Origin of the sequence: Methylobacterium sp. 391_Methyba4 (genome assembly GCF_029691625.1) — a bacterium.
Classification (GTDB): domain Bacteria; phylum Pseudomonadota; class Alphaproteobacteria; order Rhizobiales; family Beijerinckiaceae; genus Methylobacterium; species Methylobacterium fujisawaense.
Window position 1 is genome coordinate 3818833 of the sequence record NZ_CP121475.1, and the last position, 16428, is coordinate 3835260.

At 70.6% G+C, this 16428-nt stretch carries 17 protein-coding genes and 1 other RNA gene; 12 read left to right on the top strand and 6 right to left on the bottom strand.

Going from position 1 to position 16428, the window contains the following annotated elements; genetic code table 11:
- Window positions 1-33: 33 nt before the first annotated feature.
- Window positions 34-519, bottom strand: coding sequence for a transcriptional repressor (locus tag P9K36_RS17830; RefSeq protein ID WP_043347562.1), 486 nt, complete (start codon window positions 517-519; stop codon window positions 34-36).
- Window positions 520-643: 124 nt separating this feature from the next.
- Between P9K36_RS17830 and P9K36_RS17835 the strand changes: the two genes are divergently transcribed.
- From P9K36_RS17835 to P9K36_RS17845, 3 genes are read left to right on the top strand one after another with little or no spacing between them, the layout of a single operon-like run.
- Window positions 644-778: a hypothetical protein gene (locus tag P9K36_RS17835; RefSeq protein ID WP_278305610.1), complete on the top strand. Its 135-nt coding sequence runs from the start codon at window positions 644-646 to the stop codon at window positions 776-778.
- The gene (locus P9K36_RS17840) at window positions 775-1575 is read left to right on the top strand and encodes an ABC transporter ATP-binding protein (protein ID WP_043378579.1); all 801 of its coding nucleotides are present in this window, start codon (window positions 775-777) and stop codon (window positions 1573-1575) included. Before P9K36_RS17835 ends, P9K36_RS17840 begins: the two co-directional genes overlap by 4 nt.
- 47 nt (window positions 1576-1622) lie before the next feature.
- Window positions 1623-2447 carry a metal ABC transporter permease gene (locus P9K36_RS17845; RefSeq protein WP_051044682.1) on the top strand — a complete coding sequence of 275 codons (825 nt, stop codon included), beginning with the start codon at window positions 1623-1625 and terminating at the stop codon, window positions 2445-2447.
- On the opposite strand, the gene P9K36_RS17850 is transcribed toward P9K36_RS17845, so the two are convergent.
- From P9K36_RS17850 to P9K36_RS17860, 3 genes are all read right to left on the bottom strand, one after another.
- On the bottom strand, window positions 2448-3311 hold the full coding sequence (locus P9K36_RS17850) for an SDR family oxidoreductase (protein WP_043378582.1): 864 nt from the start codon (window positions 3309-3311) through the stop codon (window positions 2448-2450).
- Entirely contained in the window at window positions 3308-4405 is a 1098-nt protein-coding gene (gene queG, locus P9K36_RS17855) for a tRNA epoxyqueuosine(34) reductase QueG (RefSeq protein ID WP_278307300.1), read from the bottom strand. Before queG ends, P9K36_RS17850 begins: the two co-directional genes overlap by 4 nt.
- Window positions 4406-4482: 77 nt before the next feature.
- On the bottom strand, window positions 4483-5175 hold the full coding sequence (locus tag P9K36_RS17860) for a glutathione S-transferase family protein (RefSeq protein WP_043347569.1): 693 nt from the start codon (window positions 5173-5175) through the stop codon (window positions 4483-4485).
- A 253-nt stretch (window positions 5176-5428) separates the two neighbouring features.
- Between P9K36_RS17860 and P9K36_RS17865 the strand changes: the two genes are divergently transcribed.
- From P9K36_RS17865 to P9K36_RS17885, 5 genes are all read left to right on the top strand, one after another.
- Complete coding sequence (locus tag P9K36_RS17865; RefSeq protein WP_274927026.1) at window positions 5429-6232, top strand: undecaprenyl-diphosphate phosphatase; 804 nt, start codon at window positions 5429-5431, stop codon at window positions 6230-6232.
- Window positions 6233-6535: 303 nt separating this feature from the next.
- Complete coding sequence (locus P9K36_RS17870; protein ID WP_278305611.1) at window positions 6536-8425, top strand: methylmalonyl-CoA mutase family protein; 1890 nt, start codon at window positions 6536-6538, stop codon at window positions 8423-8425.
- 40 nt (window positions 8426-8465) lie between these two features.
- Window positions 8466-8840: a hypothetical protein gene (locus P9K36_RS17875; protein ID WP_043378588.1), complete on the top strand. Its 375-nt coding sequence runs from the start codon at window positions 8466-8468 to the stop codon at window positions 8838-8840.
- A gap of 135 nt (window positions 8841-8975) precedes the next feature.
- On the top strand, window positions 8976-9425 hold the full coding sequence (locus P9K36_RS17880) for a hypothetical protein (RefSeq protein ID WP_043347577.1): 450 nt from the start codon (window positions 8976-8978) through the stop codon (window positions 9423-9425).
- A gap of 47 nt (window positions 9426-9472) precedes the next feature.
- The gene (locus P9K36_RS17885; RefSeq protein ID WP_043347579.1) at window positions 9473-10192 is read left to right on the top strand and encodes a glutathione S-transferase; all 720 of its coding nucleotides are present in this window, start codon (window positions 9473-9475) and stop codon (window positions 10190-10192) included.
- A 10-nt stretch (window positions 10193-10202) separates the two neighbouring features.
- Here P9K36_RS17885 and P9K36_RS17890 read toward each other — a convergent pair whose 3' ends face one another.
- Both P9K36_RS17890 and P9K36_RS17895 read right to left on the bottom strand, forming a co-directional pair.
- Window positions 10203-11960 (bottom strand): bifunctional protein-serine/threonine kinase/phosphatase, encoded by a 1758-nt coding sequence (locus tag P9K36_RS17890; RefSeq protein ID WP_278305613.1) that lies wholly within the window; start codon window positions 11958-11960, stop codon window positions 10203-10205.
- A complete protein-coding gene (locus P9K36_RS17895; RefSeq protein WP_278305614.1) occupies window positions 11957-13495 on the bottom strand; it encodes a YifB family Mg chelatase-like AAA ATPase in 1539 nt (512 codons plus the stop codon). Before P9K36_RS17895 ends, P9K36_RS17890 begins: the two co-directional genes overlap by 4 nt.
- 146 nt (window positions 13496-13641) lie before the next feature.
- Between P9K36_RS17895 and P9K36_RS17900 the strand changes: the two genes are divergently transcribed.
- The 4 genes from P9K36_RS17900 to P9K36_RS17915 all read left to right on the top strand — a co-directional run bounded on the left by P9K36_RS17900 (window position 13642) and on the right by P9K36_RS17915 (window position 16340).
- Window positions 13642-13902 carry a PepSY domain-containing protein gene (locus P9K36_RS17900; protein ID WP_043347585.1) on the top strand — a complete coding sequence of 87 codons (261 nt, stop codon included), beginning with the start codon at window positions 13642-13644 and terminating at the stop codon, window positions 13900-13902.
- Window positions 13903-13943: 41 nt separating this feature from the next.
- Window positions 13944-14042, top strand: an RNA gene (ffs, locus tag P9K36_RS17905) — signal recognition particle sRNA small type.
- 35 nt (window positions 14043-14077) lie between these two features.
- Window positions 14078-15943, top strand: coding sequence for a DNA polymerase III subunit gamma/tau (locus P9K36_RS17910; protein ID WP_053611459.1), 1866 nt, complete (start codon window positions 14078-14080; stop codon window positions 15941-15943).
- A gap of 73 nt (window positions 15944-16016) precedes the next feature.
- The gene (locus P9K36_RS17915; RefSeq protein WP_043347589.1) at window positions 16017-16340 is read left to right on the top strand and encodes a YbaB/EbfC family nucleoid-associated protein; all 324 of its coding nucleotides are present in this window, start codon (window positions 16017-16019) and stop codon (window positions 16338-16340) included.
- The last annotated feature ends 88 nt before the right edge of the window (window positions 16341-16428 follow it).

The window sequence follows — 16428 nt, forward strand, 5'->3', positions numbered from 1 at the left end:
GACGGGCTGGACCAGGCAACTCGGTCTCGCGGCTCAGGGTGCCAGCTTCCGCTGACGACAGGTGCCGCAATCGCCCTCGACCTCCAGGATGCTGTGGGTCGGCGTGAATCCGGCCCGCTCCAGAGTGCGCCCGAGGCTGCCCTCGACCTCCTCCGACGAGGCCTCGTCGACGCCGCCGCACGTCCGGCAGATCAGAAAAATTACCCCCTCCCCGGGCGCGTGGCCGTGCGCGCAGGGGATGAAGGCGTTGCGGCTCGCGATCCGATGGACCAGCCCCTGATCCATCAGGAAATCGAGGGCGCGGTAGACCGAGACCGGGGCCACACGCTTGCCCGGCGCGCTCAGCCGCTCGGCGATGTCGTAGGCGCCCTGAGCCTTCCCGGCCTCGGCCACGGCCTCCAGCACCTCGCGGCGCAGGGGCGTGAACTGCAGACCGCGCTCGCGACAGAGGGCCTCGGCCCGCGCGAGAATGTCACCGGTGCCGGCGTGGCACGCGTCGTGACCCTCGTGACGGTGCATGATTGCTCCAAACATGATCCGCAGGTTGTCCCGCGGGTTTGTTACAGTGTATCACCGCGGCCCAGGACCGCACCAGTAGCTCTGCGTGGTGCCCGCGCCGGTGTCAGTGCGCGACGAGGATTCCTTGCCGACTATTCCCAGCCCGAGACGCGCGGCCCGACGATCGCTGTTCCAGAGCGGGATCGTACTGCGGCTGGCGCTCGCCGCGACGCTCGCGGCGCTGGTCTGGCTGACCATCGCCTGGGCGCTTTCGGCATGAGCGGCCGGAATCCGGATCCGATCCGCCTCGTCGGCCTCACCCTCGGTTACGACCGGCATCCAGCGGTCCACCACCTCGACGGGACCGTGCGAGCGGGCGACCTGCTCGCGCTGGTCGGACCGAACGGCGCCGGCAAGTCGACGCTGCTGAAGGGCATGGCCGGAGAGATACGCTGCCTCGACGGCCGCATCGAACGTGCGGGCGCCCTGGCCTACATGCCGCAGGCGGACGAGATCGACCGGAGCTTTCCGCTCACCGTCATGGATCTCGCCGGGATGGGTCTCTGGCGGCAGGCGGGAGCGTGGCGCAGCCTCGTCCGGCGGCGGCCGGCCATCGAGGCCGCGCTGGCGGCGGTCGGTCTTGAGGGCTTCGCGGCGCGGCCGATCGGCACCCTGTCGGGTGGTCAGTTCCGGCGCGCGCTGTTCGCCCGGCTGATCCTGCAGGATTGCCCCGTCGTGCTCCTCGACGAGCCGTTCACCGGGATCGATGCGCGGACGGTCGACGATCTGCTGGTGCTGATTGCGACCTGGCACAAGGAGGGGCGGACCGTGATCGCCGCCCTGCACGACCTCGCGCAGGTCCGCGCGCATTTCCCGACGACGCTGCTGCTCGCCCGGGAGCCCGTGGCCTGGGGGCCGACCGCGCGGGTCCTGACCGCCGAGAATCTGGCCCGCGCCCGCAACCTGTCCGAGGCCTGGGACGAGGGCGCGGCGATCTGTGAAGGACCGCGGAAGCCCGCGGAGCCGGCGCACGATCACGGCCGGGCAGCGCATCACCATCACGAGGACGCCGCGTGACCGATCCGTTCGGGTCTCTGTTTGCGCCGTTCGTCGAATTCGGCTTCATGCGCCGGGCGCTGGCGGGTTGCCTCGCCCTGTCGGTGTCGGCACCGCCCATCGGCGTCTTCCTGACGCTGCGCCGCATGAGCCTCATGAGCGACGCGATGAGCCACGCGATCCTGCCGGGGGCTGCGGTCGGCTTTCTGGTCGCCGGCCTGTCCCTGCCGGCGATGACGCTGGGCGGCCTCGTCGCCGGCCTCGCGGTGGCCCTGCTCGCGGGCGCCGTCACCCGGGCGACCACGATCCGGGAGGACGCCAACCTCGCGGCCTTCTACCTCATCTCGCTCGCCGCCGGCGTGCTGCTGGTCTCCCTGCGCGGATCGCAGATCGACCTCATGCACTTCCTGTTCGGCTCGGTCCTGGCCCTGGACGATTCCGCCCTCTGGCTGCTCGGCGGCATCAGCACGCTGACCCTGCTGGCGCTCGCCGTGATCTACCGGCCGCTCGTGATGGAATGCGTCGACCCGCTGTTCCTGCGGAGTGTCAGCCGCAGCGGCGGTCCCGTGCACCTCGCGTTCCTGGCGCTCGTGGTGGTCAACCTCGTCGGCGGGTTCCAGGCCCTCGGGACCCTGCTGGCGGTCGGCCTGATGCTGCTGCCCGCAGTGGCGGCCCGGTTCTGGGCCCGCGACCTGGCCGGACTGATCCCGGTCTCGATGCTGATCGCCGCCCTCGCGAGCGTCTCGGGGCTCAGCCTGTCGTACCAGTACGACCTGCCGAGCGGCCCGGCCATCGTTCTGGCGGCGGGGGCCCTCTATGTCGCCTCGATGATGGTGGGGCCGCGCGGCGGCCTGCTGCGCCGCCTCGTGCGGCCGCGTCACCTCGAAGCCTGATCAGGGCTGGTCCTTCAGGGCCGCGAGACCTTCGCGGTAGGTCGGATAAGCGAGGGCCACGCCGAGCTCCTCGCGGATCAGCCGGTTCCGCACGCGCTTGTTCTCGCCGTAGAAGCTGCGCGCCATCGGCGACAGGTCGGCGGTCTCGAAATCGATCTCGGGCGGCAGCGGCAGGCCGGTGAGGGAGGCGGCGTGCTCGGTCACCGTCTGGGGCGCGGTCGGCTCGTCATCCGTGACGTTGTAGATCGCCCCCGGACGCGGGCGGTCGATGGAGGCCAGCAGCGTCGTGGCGATGTCGTCGACATGGATGCGGTTGAAGACCTGCCCGGCCTTCACGATCCGCTGCGAACGACCCTCGCGCAGTTTCACGATCGGGTTGCGCCCGGGGCCGTAGATGCCCGAGAGCCGGAAGACCTGCACGGCCTTCCCGGTCTCGGCGCCGAGTGCGAGCCACGCCGCCTCGGCCTCAAGGCGCACCTTCGACCGGGCGCTGCGTGGCGCCGCGGGTGTCGCCTCGTCGATCCACGCGCCGCCCTGGTCTCCGTAGACGCCGATCGTCGAGAGATAGCCGATCCAGCCGATCCGGCTCGCCGCGATGGCGTCCCCGTAGCGGGCGAGAACCGGGTCGCCGGCCTCGCCGGGGGGGGCCGAGGCCAGCAGCACGTCCGTGTCGGCGAGATCCGCGGCGATCCGGGGATCGTCGGCCTCCGGCCCGAAGGCGCGCATGGCGAACCCGGTCTCCGCCGCGACGCGGTCGGCGGCCGCGGGATCCGTGACGCTGGCGCGGACGGTCCCGAAACGCGCTCGCGCCCGTTCGGCGAAACGGCGGCCGGTGAAACCGAGCCCGAAGACGAAGAGATTCATGGGGCGGATGTCTCGCCCACGGGCGATTCCGTCAAGGCGGCGGCGGCCGTCCACTCGTCGCGGACATGAGCGTCGGTCTCGCGGTCGCCATGAAGGCGGCAGAGCGCGTGCAGGGCATCCGGCGCGAGCAGCCGGCCGCAGGCCCAGACCGCCATGCCGCGCACCAGGGGAGACGCGTCATCGAGCGCCGCGACGGCCGCGCCCGCCAGATCGGGATCGCCGGAATTGCCGATCGCGATCATGACGTTGCGCAGGAAGCGGTCGCGCCCCGTGCGCTTCACCGGCGTGCCGGCGAAGAACGACCGGAACGCCGCATCGTCGAGACCGGCGAGATCCGCCAGCGCCGGGGCCGCCAGATCCGCGCGTGCGGCGAGCCGGTTCTCCGCCGCCCTACGGGCGAACTTGTTCCAGGGACAGACGGCGAGGCAGTCGTCGCAACCGAAGACCCGGTTTCCGATCGCCGGCCGGAACGCGGCAGGGATCGGACCGGCATGCTCGATCGTGAGATACGAGATGCACCGGCGGGCATCGAGCCTGTAGGGGGCCGGAAAGGCGTCGGTCGGGCAGATGTCCAGGCAGGCGCGGCAGGAGCCGCAATGGTCGCGCTCCGGCGGATCGGGCTCGAATTCCGCGCTCGTGTAGATCGCCCCGAGGAGCAGCCAGTTGCCGTGCCCGCGGGAGATCAGCACCGTGTGCTTGCCCTGCCAGCCGAGGCCGGCCGCCTCGGCGAGGGTCTTTTCCATGACGGGGGCGGTGTCGCAGAAAACCTTCACGCGCACGTCGCCCTTGGCGGAGAGATACCCCCCCAATTCTTTCAGACGACCCTTCAAAACCTCGTGATAATCCCGCCGCTGTGCATAAGCGGCGATGGCCCCGCGATCCGGCCGGGCCACGAGGTCCAGGGGATCGTGCTCGGGCCGGTAGCTCATCGCGAGCACCAGGATGCTGCGCAGGCCGGGCCACAAGTCCACCGGGCTCGCCCGCTGGTCGGCCCGCTCCGCCATCCACTCCATGGTGCCGTGCGCGCCCTCGGCGAGCCAGGTCGACAGGCGGCCCGGAAGGTCCGGGAGCCTGTCGGGACGGGTGACGCGCAGGCCGCAGAAGCCGAGCGCCCGGGCCCGGGTCTCGACGAGGCGGCGGAGATCGGCGCCGAAATAGGTTCGTCGGGCGGTCAGAAATCCAGATCCGCGTAATGGGCGGCCGGTGCCATGCCGGGCACGCGGTCGGCGAGCAAAGCGCGGAACGAGGGCCGCGACTTGACCCGTGCGTACCAGTTCCGGGCCATCTCGTCCTCGTCCCAGGGCACGTCGCCCAGGTAGTCGACGCAGGAGAGATGGGCGGCCGCCGCCAGATCGGCATAGGTCAGGTTGTCGCCGGCGATCCATCGCCGCCTGGCGATCAGGTAGCCGATGTACTTGAGGTGGTAGCGCACGTTGGAGCGCGCGGCGCGGATCGCGTTCATGTCGGGCGGGCCGCCGCCCTCATGGGCCGACATGAAGCGCTTCGAGATCTTCTCGTTCACGAGGTAGGCCGTCACCTCGGACTCGAACTTGACCAGGAACCAGTCGAGCAGGCGCCGGACCTCGACGCGCTCGACGGTGTCCTCCGGCAGCATGCGCCGCCCCGAGAGCCCGAGGCCGCGGGTCTCGTCGAGATACTCGGCGATGACGCCGGCGCCGGGGACGACGAGCCCGTTCTGCTCCAGCAGCACGGGTGTGACGCCCGCCGGATTGATCAGCAGGAAGTCGTCGCGCCGTTCCCAGGGCCGTTCCTCGAACAGCGTCGGCTCCATGCCCATCTCGGCGAGTACGAGACGGATGAACCGGGAATTCGCGCAGAAGGGGAAGTGGTAGAGGGTTGCCATCGAGGCCGTGGAGGACGTTCGGTCTGCCAACGCGGCCTGTCCCGCGCTCGTCGAGGGCCCTGATGCGCAGGTGTTCGGCGCGCAGGACTTCGGACCGAGCGTTATTGCCCGACCGTTTCCGAGCCCTTAACACGCCCGGCCCGGCCCGGTAACCGCTCGTCAACCCTAATGGGCGAAGCCTCGGGTTCAACCATTTCGCGTGGCAGGCGGCGGCTCGACGGGGGCCGCAGCGCCCACGGCACAAGGCGTCACGATGGATCCGGCAAGCATCGGCAAGGCAGTGCTGCTCGCCCTTGTGGAGGGGGCGACCGAATTCATCCCGGTCTCGTCGACCGGCCACCAGTTGCTGGTCGGCCACTTCATCGGCTTCCACTCGCCCAACAACACCTTTGAGGTGCTGATCCAGCTCGGCGCGATCCTGGCGATCCTGCTGGTGTATTTCCGCCGCCTGCTGGCGATCGCCACGGCGGTGCCGTCCGATCCGAAGGCGCGCCGGTTCGTGCTCGGCATCCTGGTGGCGTTCCTGCCGGCGGCGATCATCGGCGGCCTCTTCTCCAAGCTGATCAAAGCCTACCTGTTCAATCCGTGGATCGTGTGCGCGACCCTGGTGGCCGGCGGCCTGGTGCTGCTCGTCATCGACGACACCGACCTCGAGGTGAAGAAGAAAGACGTCTACGACTTCACCCTGCCGATGGACCTGAAGATCGGCATCTTCCAGTGCCTCGCCATGATCCCCGGCGTGTCGCGCTCGGGCGCCACCATCGTGGGCGCGATGCTGATGGGCGCCGACAAGCGCTCGGCCACCGAGTTCTCGTTCTACCTGGCGATGCCGACGATGGCGGGCGCCTTCGCCAAGGACCTGCTCGACAATTACAAGTACCTTTCGAGCAACGATGTCGGCCTGATCGTGATCGGCTTCGTCGTGTCGTTCGTCTCGGCGCTGTTCGTGGTGCGGGTGCTTCTCGACTACGTCTCCCGCCACGGCTTCTGGCTGTTCGCGTGGTGGCGGATCATCGTCGGCGCCCTCGGCTTCGCCGGCCTGATCATCCTGGGCTAACGGGCCGGTCCCTCTCGGGCCCGGACGACCGGATCGGCGGATCCGCCTCGGCGGCGTGATCCGTCCGGTCGTCGGTCCGGGCGCCGTAGACGGGCCCGCAATCCGGAAATGCTGGCTTTGCCGAAGCCTGCCGGGTCGGCATGTCCGGTTTCCGGGCTCCCCGTCGCGCCGCCGGGACCATCAAAAATCGGTGATGGGCGGCTTCAGCTTTCCTCAACCATCGGGCGATTGCCAGCGGCGGAGCGGCGTGCGAGGCAAACGCATGGAAGCGGTGCAGAAGACGCCGCGCTCTGGGACGTTCCGATGGAAGACACACCGCTCGCCGACCTCTTCGAGCCCGCAGACCGGGCGCGCTGGCTCGGCCTCGTCGAAGGCGTCCTCAAGGGCGCCGATTTCGAGAAGCGGCTGGTGTCGCACACGGCCGACGGCCTGCGGATCGAACCCCTCTACGGACCTGCCGCCCCGGCGGCCCAGCCGGTGCGTGAGCCGGGCCCCTGGCGCATCGCGCAACGGGTCGATCACCCCGATCTCGCCGCCGCCAACGCACAGGCGCTCATCGACCTCGAAGGCGGGGCCGACGCCCTCGTCCTGGCCTTTGCGGGCGCGGCGGGCGCCCGCGGCTACGGCCTGACCGCCGCGAGCGTCGAAGACCTCGACGCGGCGCTGAAGGGCGTGATGCTGCCCCTGATCGCCCTGCGGATCGACGCCGGCGGGCGCGGCCTCGAAGTGGCCCGGCTGGTGAGCGCGCTGGCGCAGCGCCGGGGCGAGGATCTCTCGACCTGCGACCTCGATCTCGGCATCGATCCGGTCGGCGTTCTGGCGGCGACCGGAAGCCTCGGGGCGGTCTGGAAGGACATCGCCCCCCGTCTCACCGAGACCGTCGCGGAGCTGGAAGCGGCGGGTTTCACCGGCCGAGCCTTCCTGGCCGACGGACGGCCCTATCACGAGGGCGGTGCCGGAGAGGCGGCGGAACTCGGTGCTGTGCTCGCCACCGCCGTCGCCTATCTGCGCGCCCTGGAGGATGCCGGTCACGACCTCTCCACAGCCCGTGACCGCATCGCGATGCTTCTGACGGCCGATGCCGACGAGTTCGTCACGGTCGCGAAGTTCCGCGCGATGCGACGCCTCTGGGCCCGGGTCGAGCAGGCCTGCGGGCTCGATCCCAAGCCGCTGCGGCTCCATGCCGAGACCGCGTGGCGGATGATGACCAAGCGCGATCCCTTCGTGAACATCCTCCGCACAGGCATGGCGGCCGCCTCGGCCGGCATGGGCGGCGCGGACAGCGTCGCGGTGCTGCCCTACACCCAGGCCCTCGGATTGCCGGACGCCTTCGCCCGGCGCGTCGCGCGCAACAGCCAGATCGTGCTCATCGAGGAATCGCATCTCGCGCGCGTCAGCGACCCCGCGGCCGGCGCCGGGGGTTTCGAGGCCCTGACCGCCGAACTCGCCGAGGCGGGCTGGGCGGCGTTCCAGGCGATCGAGGCGGAGGGCGGCATCGTCGCCTCGCTCAGCGTCGGCAAGCTGCAGCGGCGGATCGAGCTGACCCGCGAGGCCCGGGCCAAGGCCGTGGCGAACCGCCGTGAACCGCTCACGGGCGCGAGCGAATTCCCCAACCTTTCCGAGAAGCCCGCGGCCGTCCTCGACGTGCCGCCCGTGGCCGGGCCGCGCGGGTCCAATTTCGGCGCGGGTTCGGCCGTCGCCTGCGACGCGCTGCCGTCCCTGCGCCTCGCGGAGCCCTACGAGGCCCTGCGGGACGCCTCGGATGCCTGTCTCGCCAAGACGGGCCGCCGGCCGGCGGTGTTCCTCGCCAATCTCGGCCCTGTGGCGTCGTTCAACGCCCGTGCGACCTTCGCGGCCAACGCCTTCGCGGCGGGCGGGATCGAGGCGCTGTCGAACGAGGGCTTTTCCGACGCCGAGGCGGTGGCGGCGGCGTTCCGGGACTCCGGTGCCAGCTTGGCCTGCATCTGCTCCACCGACGCGATCTACGCCGAGCACGCCGTCGCGACGGCGGAAGCCCTGGCGAAGGCCGGCGCCGGTCCGATCTACCTCGCGGGCAAGCCGACGGACCTCGCCGAGCCGCTGAAGCAGGCGGGCGTGGCCGCCTTCCTGCATGTCGGCTGCGACCTGCTCGCCCTCCTCAACGCGGCCTTGCGCGCGGCCATGCGGGGTCCTGCGCCGCAGACCCCACGCTGAAAGGCGCCAATCCTCGCGAACCCGCCTCGTCCCGGATCCGATGACGTCTCGCTTCGCTCTCGCCCTGTTCCTCGCCGGCATGAGTCCCGCCGCCGCCGCGCCGCGCCAAGCGGCCCCGCCCGACCGGTTCGACGGCACCTGGAGCGTCGAGATCATCACCGAGACCGGGAGCTGCGACCGCGCCTATCGCTATCCGGTGCGGATCGAGAACGGACGGGCGCGCTTCATCGGGACCGCCTTCGTGGTCGAGGGCGGGGTGACCCGGAACGGGGCGATCCGGGGATCCATCTCGAACGGGGCCGCCACTGCCGACGTACGGGGGCGGCTTGACCGGAACGGATTCGGAACCGGCACCTGGGTCGCGTCCGGCGCCCTCTCCTGCCGCGGTCACTGGAACGCCGAGCGGCGCGGCTGAGGCCGCGTGTGGCCGTCGCGAAACAGTCCGGATCTCGCCCTGAATCGGGCAGCTCGACCGTGCCGAAAGCCCCGATCCCGACGCAATCATGAGCGAGACCTGAACACCGTTCGGACACCCGACGAGGCCGCCCGCATGAAGACTTCGATCCTCGCCACCTTCGCTGTCCTCGCTCTCGTCTCGGGGGCCGAGGCGCGTCCTCACCGGCTTCCGGCTGCGTCGAAAGTGAACACGGCGGAGGCCGAGAAGGTGCTGGCGCCGCTGCGGCAGGCCGCCACCGAATGCTTCGCCGACACGGTGCTGTCGAACCCGAAGGCCACCGCCGAGGCGCGGGCGGGCCGCTGGTACGAGGCCGTCGGCATCACCGGCTTCCTCTGCCGCCCGGAAGTCGCCGCGATGATCCAGGCTCATGACCGCCTGTACGGCGCAAAGACGGGCGAGCGTTATTTCAAGGGCGCCTACGTCAAGCATCTCGACCAGCAACTCGCCGAGCGGCTCCAGCCGATGTTCGCCCGCAAGGCCGTCGCCAGCGCCGAGCCTCCGGTGGAGAAGGCCTCGGCAGAGGACTCGGCCGAGGGCAACTGAGCGGGAACCGTCCGGGCGTCCGTGTCTTCCCCGAGGCGGAGACGGCGATGCCTTACGAACTGCATTACTGGCCGATGATCCAGGGGCGTGGCGAGTTCGTCCGCCTCGCCCTCGAGGAAGCCGGCGCCGACTACATCGACGTCACCCGCCAGGATGACGAGGATGGCGGGATCGGCCCCATGCTCGACCGCCTGTCCGATCCCGGCAACCCGCGGCCGCCCCTGGCGCCGCCCTTCCTGCGCGATGGTGACACCGTCATCGGGCAGAGTGCCGCGATCCTGCTCTATCTCGGGCCGCGGCTCGGCCTCGTCGGCGCGTCGGAGCGCGACCGGATCTGGACCCATCAGCTCCAGCTCACCATCGCGGACGCGGTCGACGAGGCGCACGACACGCACCATCCCTTGGGTGTCGGCCTGTATTACGCGGATCAGAAGCCCGAGGCCCTGCGCCGGGCCGCGGAATTCCGCACCGAGCGCATCCCGAAATTCTTCGGCTATTTCGAGCGCGTTCTGGCGGGGAATGGCGGCGGCCGGCTCGTCGGCGCGGATCTGTCCTACGCGGACCTGTCGCTGTTCCAGCTCGTCGACGGCCTGCGCTACGCCTTTCCCAAAGCCACCGCCGCAGCCCTGCGCCCCAACCCAAACGTGGCGCGGCTCCACGAGACCGTGGCCCGGCGACCGCGGATTGCCGCCTATCTCGCCAGCGACCGCCGGATCCCGTTCAACGAGGACGGCATCTTTCGCCGCTATCCCGAACTCGATCCCTGAGGCGCAGGCCTCACCGCCGCGGCCCGGCAATCAGGATCGCCGCGAGCGTCAGCACGACGAGCCCCAGCACCAGCGACAGCAGGCGCCAGAACAGCAGCGGATCGCGCTCCAGCAGAGACGCCCGCCGTCCGTCCGTGAAGGCCGGATTGGGATGCCGCAGGTCGTGGACGAAGGCGGACAAGGCCGTGTAGCGCCGCAGCGGATCGGGATGAACAGCCTTGCGAAGCGCCCCGTCGACCCAGACGGGAAGCAGCGGACGCACCGTGAGAGCCGACGTGTAGCGAAGCCGCCGTTGCGCCGCGCGCGTGCGCGCCCGCGGAACGGCGTCTCCGTACGGCAGCCGTCCCGTCAACATCTGGTAGGTGATGACGCCGACCGCGAAGATGTCGGACCCGGCATTGGCCGGCGCGCCGAGGAAGCATTCGGGCGCCGTGTACTGGACCGTGCCGAGGATCTCCGCAGGATCGATCCGCGGATCGCCCTCGACGACGCCCGCGACCGTCGTGGCTCCGAAATCGATGATCTGGACGGTCCCTGCGGTATCGATCAGGACGTTGTCGGGCCGTAGATCCTGATGGACCATCTCCCGCCGGTGAAACGCCTGCACGCCCCGGGCGAGCTGCTCGACGAGGCCGCGCACCGTTTCCAGATCGGGGGTCGCGTGGTCTCGCATCCACTGGGTCAGGGTCTGGCCCTCCACGTAGCGCATGACCGTGTAGAGGTGGCTGCGGCGGCCGGCCCGGGGATGCGCCTTGAGCACGTGAGGATTGTCGATCCGCCGCGCGATCCACTCCTCCATCACGAACCGCATCCGCTGGGCCGGGTCGTCCCGCAGGTCCAGGGACAGCACCTTCAGGGCGGCCTGGGCACCCGTCTCCGCCTCGACGGCGAGATAGACGCGGCTGCGGGGGCCGGAATGGAGGATCCGTACCAGACGGAAGCCGTCGAGTTCGGCGGGCGGGTCGAGGAGGGGCGCGGGGTCCAGCCCTTCGGCCTCCCCGAGGAGATCCGCCGGCGCGCCGGCCGGTACGGTCTCGACCCGCACGATCTGGATCGTCAGGTTGTCCTGACTGCCGGCGGCCAGAGCTGCCTCGACGATCGCCCGCGCCGCCGCGTCGAGGGTCGCGGCTTGCGCGATCGCCGCAACCACGTCGCGGGGCCGGACATGCTCGTGGACGCCATCCGTCGTCAGCACGAAGGTGTCGCCGGCCTCGATGCCGACGACGTGGTAGTCGATCTCCACACGGGCATTCGCCCCGAGGGCGCGGCCGAGATAGGATTCCGCTGCGGAGACGACGACGCGGTGGTCCTCGGTGAGCTCTTCGAGGGACCGGCCGGACACGCGCCAGATCCGGGCATCGCCCACGTGGAAGAGGTGGGCCATGCGCGATTTCAGGACGAGGGCGTCGAAGGTGGTGACGTAGCCCCGGTCGGCATCATTCGGATCGGCGCCGCGCCGGGTCTGGGCGTAGAGCCAGGAATTCGCCGCCGCGATCACGCGCTGGGCCGAGGTCTTCACCGACCACGTGTCCGGCGTGGCGTAATAGTCGCTTAGGAAGCTCTTGACCGCGGTCTCGCTCGCCGCCGCGCCCACCGCGCTGCTGCTGATCCCGTCGGCGAGCGCCACCGCGATCCCCTTCAGACCCAGAGCGGGTTGAACCGGCACCAATATGCCGTTGAAGTCCTGGTTGGCCGCCTTGCGGCCGGCGCTGCTGTACTGGCCGATCGTGACCGTCAGATCGCCGGAGACGTCCGATCCGGTGCTCAAGCGGCGGCTGCCGCGCCCGCGCCGCGCCCGCGGTACGAGAGGGCCTCCGCGAGATGGAGCCGGCGCACCTGTGTCTCGCCGTCGAGATCGGCCAGGGTCCGGGCGACACGCAGCGTGCGGTGAAAGCCGCGTGCGGAGAGGCGCATGGTCTCGGCCGCCTGCCGGATCAGCGCCGTGCCGTCCGCGTCGGGGCTCGCGACCTCTTCGATGAGGTTGGCCGGACAGGTCGCGTTGGTGGTGGACTCCGGCAGGCCCCGCGCGGCATAGCGGCTCCCCTGCAGCGCGCGGGCCGCCGAGACCCGGGCCGCGGCCTCGCGGGAGCCCTCTGCCGGGGCCGGCAGGATCAAGTCGGCGGCCGTGACCGCCGACACTTCGATGCGCAGGTCGATGCGGTCCAGCAACGGGCCGGAGATGCGCGCCTGATACTGCGCCATGCAGCGCTCGTTCGGGCCGCGGCGGCAGGCGTAGCCCGGCTCGAGGCCCTGGCCGCAGCGACAGGGATTCATCGCGGCGACGAGTTGGAAGCGCGCCGGGTAGGTGACCCGGTGGTTGGCGCGGGCGATCATGACCGCGCCGGATTCCATCGGCTGACGCAGGCTGTCGAGAACCTGGGGCGAGAATTCGGGCAGCTCGTCCAGGAACAGGACTCCCCCATGGGCGAGGGATACCTCTCCCGGCCGCGCCCCGAGCCCGCCGCCCACCAGTGCCGCCATCGAGGCCGAATGGTGCGGCTGCCGGAACGGCCGGCGATTCGACAGGGCCCCATCCTTGAGCTCGCCCGCCACCGACTGAACCATGGAGATGTCGAGGAGTTCGCGCGGACTGAGCGGCGGCAGAATCGAGGGCAGGCGCGCCGCCAGCATGGATTTGCCCGAGCCGGGGGGCCCGTTCATCAAGAGGTTGTGGCCGCCGGCCGCCGCGATCTCCAGGGCACGCTTGGCGCCCTCCTGGCCCTTGATGTCGGCGAGATCCGGGAGCGGTCCCGCCAGCGCGGCGACGGCAGGCTCCGGCCGGGCCATGACCTGGCTGCCCTTGAAGTGATTGGCGAGCTGGATGAGCGAGCGCGGCGCGAGCACATCCAGCTCGCCTCCGGCCCAGGCCGCCTCCGGACCGGTGGAGGCCGGGCAGATCAGCCCGAGCCCCCGCTCCCCCGCCGCCATGGCGGCCGGCAGCACGCCGCTGACCGCCGTGATGCTGCCGTCGAGGGCGAGTTCGCCGAGCACGCAGTAGCCGGCGAGCGCGTCGACCGGGATCGCGCCGATCGCCGCCATGACGCCGAGCGCGATCGGCAGGTCGTAGTGCGAGCCCTCCTTGGGCAGGTCGGCGGGCGCGAGATTGACGGTGATGCGCTTGGCGGGCAGCGCCAGTCCGGAGGCGATGAGCGCGCCGCGAACCCGCTCGCGGGACTCCGCCACCGCCTTGTCGGGCAGGCCCACGATGGTGAACACCACCGAGCCCGGGATGATCTGGACCTGCACGTCCACCGCCCGCGCCTCGATGCCCTCGAAGGCGACGGTGGCGACGCGGGTGACCATCGATGTACTGCCCTCGCCGCCATATTCCGGTGCGGCCAAGATGTGCGGCAGATTCGGGAGCGGCTCAAGGGGACCGCTGCCGCGACGGAACTCCGGTGCCGCATTCCTGTTCAAAGCCGGAAACCCTCGACGGACTGGAGAAAGCCATGCGTCTGACCACGCCCCTCCTCGCCCTGACCCTGATCGCCGGCACCGGCCTCGCAGCCCATGCCGACGAGAAGCTTCCTCCCGACCAGCAGGCCAAGGTCGAGGCGATGCTGAAGCAGGAGGGCTTCACCAAGTGGAAGGAGATCGAGCTCGACGACGGCATGATCGAGGTCGACGATGCGATTGACGCGAACGGCAAGCAGTTCGATCTGCATCTCGATCCGAAGACCCTGGCCATCGTGAAGCGCAAGGCCGAGTAGGCGGCGCTTGCGTTCGGCGAACGGCACGGCCATATAGCCGTCGGGGGGTTGGCGAGGGACGTTTCACTCGCCAACCGGGTCAGGTCCGGAAGGAAGCAGCCCTAACGAGACCGAGCGGGTCTTCGTCCAGCCTCCCACCTCATTCCCGCGCGCGGAAGCTCGATCCCGACACGGCATGGACGCTACGACCGGCACGCCTGACGACGAGCCGGGCCTGCCCGGGTTTCCAGCGCCCGCCGTCGCGGCGACGCCCTACCGGGTGCTCGCGCGTAAGTATCGCCCCACCAATTTCGGCGACCTGATCGGCCAGGATGCCATGGTGCGCACCCTCGCCAACGGGTTTGCGGCCAACCGCATCCCGCAGGCCTGGATGCTCACCGGCGTCCGCGGCGTCGGCAAGACCACCACGGCCCGCATCTTGGCCCGCGGCCTCAACTATGCCCGCGCCGGCCAGCCCGACACCGGCCCGACCGTGTCGATGCCGGAACTCGGCCTCCACTGCGCGGCGATCATGGAATCCCGGCACATGGACGTGCTGGAGATGGATGCCGCCTCGCATACCGGCATCGACGACGTCCGGGCGATCATCGACGGCATTCGCTACGGGCCGGTCTCGGCGCGCTACAAGGTCTACATCGTCGACGAGGTCCACATGCTCTCCGAGAAGGCGTTCAACGCCTTCCTGAAGACGCTGGAGGAGCCGCCGCCCCACGCCAAGTTCGTGTTCGCGACCACGGAGATCCGCAAGGTTCCGGTGACGATCCTGTCCCGCTGCCAGCGGTTCGACCTGCGCCGGGTCGAGGCGCCGACCCTGCATGCGCATCTCGCGAAGGTCTGCGCGGCCGAGGGCGTCTCCGTCGAGGACGAGGCTCTCGGGGCCATCGTCCGCGCCGCGGAAGGCTCCGTGCGCGACGCGCTCTCGCTCCTCGACCAGGCCATCGCCCACGGCGCCGGCACGATCACCGCGCAGAGCGTGCGCGACATGCTGGGCCTCGCCGATCGCGCCCGGATCCTCGACCTGTTTGAGGCGGTGATGCGCGGCTCGGTCCCGGCCGCCTTCGCGGAATTGCGGGCGCAATACGATTCCGGCGCAGACCCGTCGGTGGTCCTCTCCGATCTCGCGGCGTTCACGCATCTCGTCACCCGGCTCAAGGTGGTTCCGGAGACGGCCGCCGACCCCACGCTCAGCGAGACGGAGCGCGTCCGCGGGGCGGAATTCGCCGAGAAGCTCTCGATCCGCGCCCTGTCGCGGGCGTGGCAGATCCTGCTGAAGGCGATCCCCGAGGTTCAGGCCGCACCCCGGCCCCTCGCGGCGGCCGAGATGGCGATCGTGCGCCTCGCCTACGCGGCCGACCTGCCCACCCCCGACGAGGCCTTGCGCCAGCTCAAGGCCGAGGCGGCCGCTGCGCCCGCGCACGAGCCCCCTCCCGTGCCGGCGCGGCCGCCGCTGCCGCCGATCCCCGACCTGCGTGGCGGCGGCTCCGCGGCGCTGGCCGCCGCACCCCGGACGGCGACGGCGGAGCCGGCGCCTATGACAGCGCCCACCGCCATGAGCGTGCCGTCTCCGAGACCGGTGCCCGCAGCCCCCCCGGCGCCGCGCCTTGGGCGATTCGAAGACCTGATCGCTCTGGCCGACGCCAATCGGGATATCCTGCTGCGCACCGCGCTGGAGCGCGACGTGCATCTGGTGCGCTTCGAGGAAGGTCGGATCGAGTTCCGCCTCGCCCCGGGCGGCCGCCCGAGCCTTGCCACCGATATCGCCGCCGCCATCGACCGATGGACCGGACGGCGCTGGTCGGTGGCCCTGTCGAAGGAAGAGGGTGCGCCGACCCTCGATGCAGCCGCTCGGGCGGCGACCGAGACGCGCCGCGAGAACGCCGCGGCCGACCCCTTCGTGCGCGAGGTGCTGACACGCTTCCCCGGGGCTGAGATCGTCGATGTGCGCGAGACCGCGCCCGAGGCCCTGCCCTCCGCCGAGCCGGACGTTCTCGCGGACGGCGATGCCGCGCCGGTCGGCGAGGCCGAGGACGACGACGCCTGAGGCGCGCCCGACCGACGGTGGCGCCGGAGCCGCATCGTACCCAGATCAGACGAGGAAACGGAAAGAGAGCCGCATGCGCGACCTGATGGGCATCATGAAGCAGGCTCAGGCCATGCAGGAGAAGATGGCCAACCTGCAGTCCGAGATGGACGGGATCGAGGTCACCGGCGCCTCCGGCGGGGGATCTGTCCGGGTGACGATGACGGCCAAGGGCCAGATGACGGGCGTCAGCATCGACCCGTCCCTGATGGTGGCGGACGAGCGCGAGATCCTCGAGGATCTGATCGTGGCGGCCTGCAACGACGCCCGCGGCAAGGCCGAGGCGACCATGCAGCAGCGCATGGCGGAATTGACCAAGGATCTGCCCCTGCCGCCCGGGATGAAGCTGCCGTTCTAGGTCGGTCTATTGCCGTTCATCCCGTCCCCGATCCGCATCCTTCAATGCGGTCGCGCCATCGCGGAGACTTTCGGGGCTCGCGCGGCCG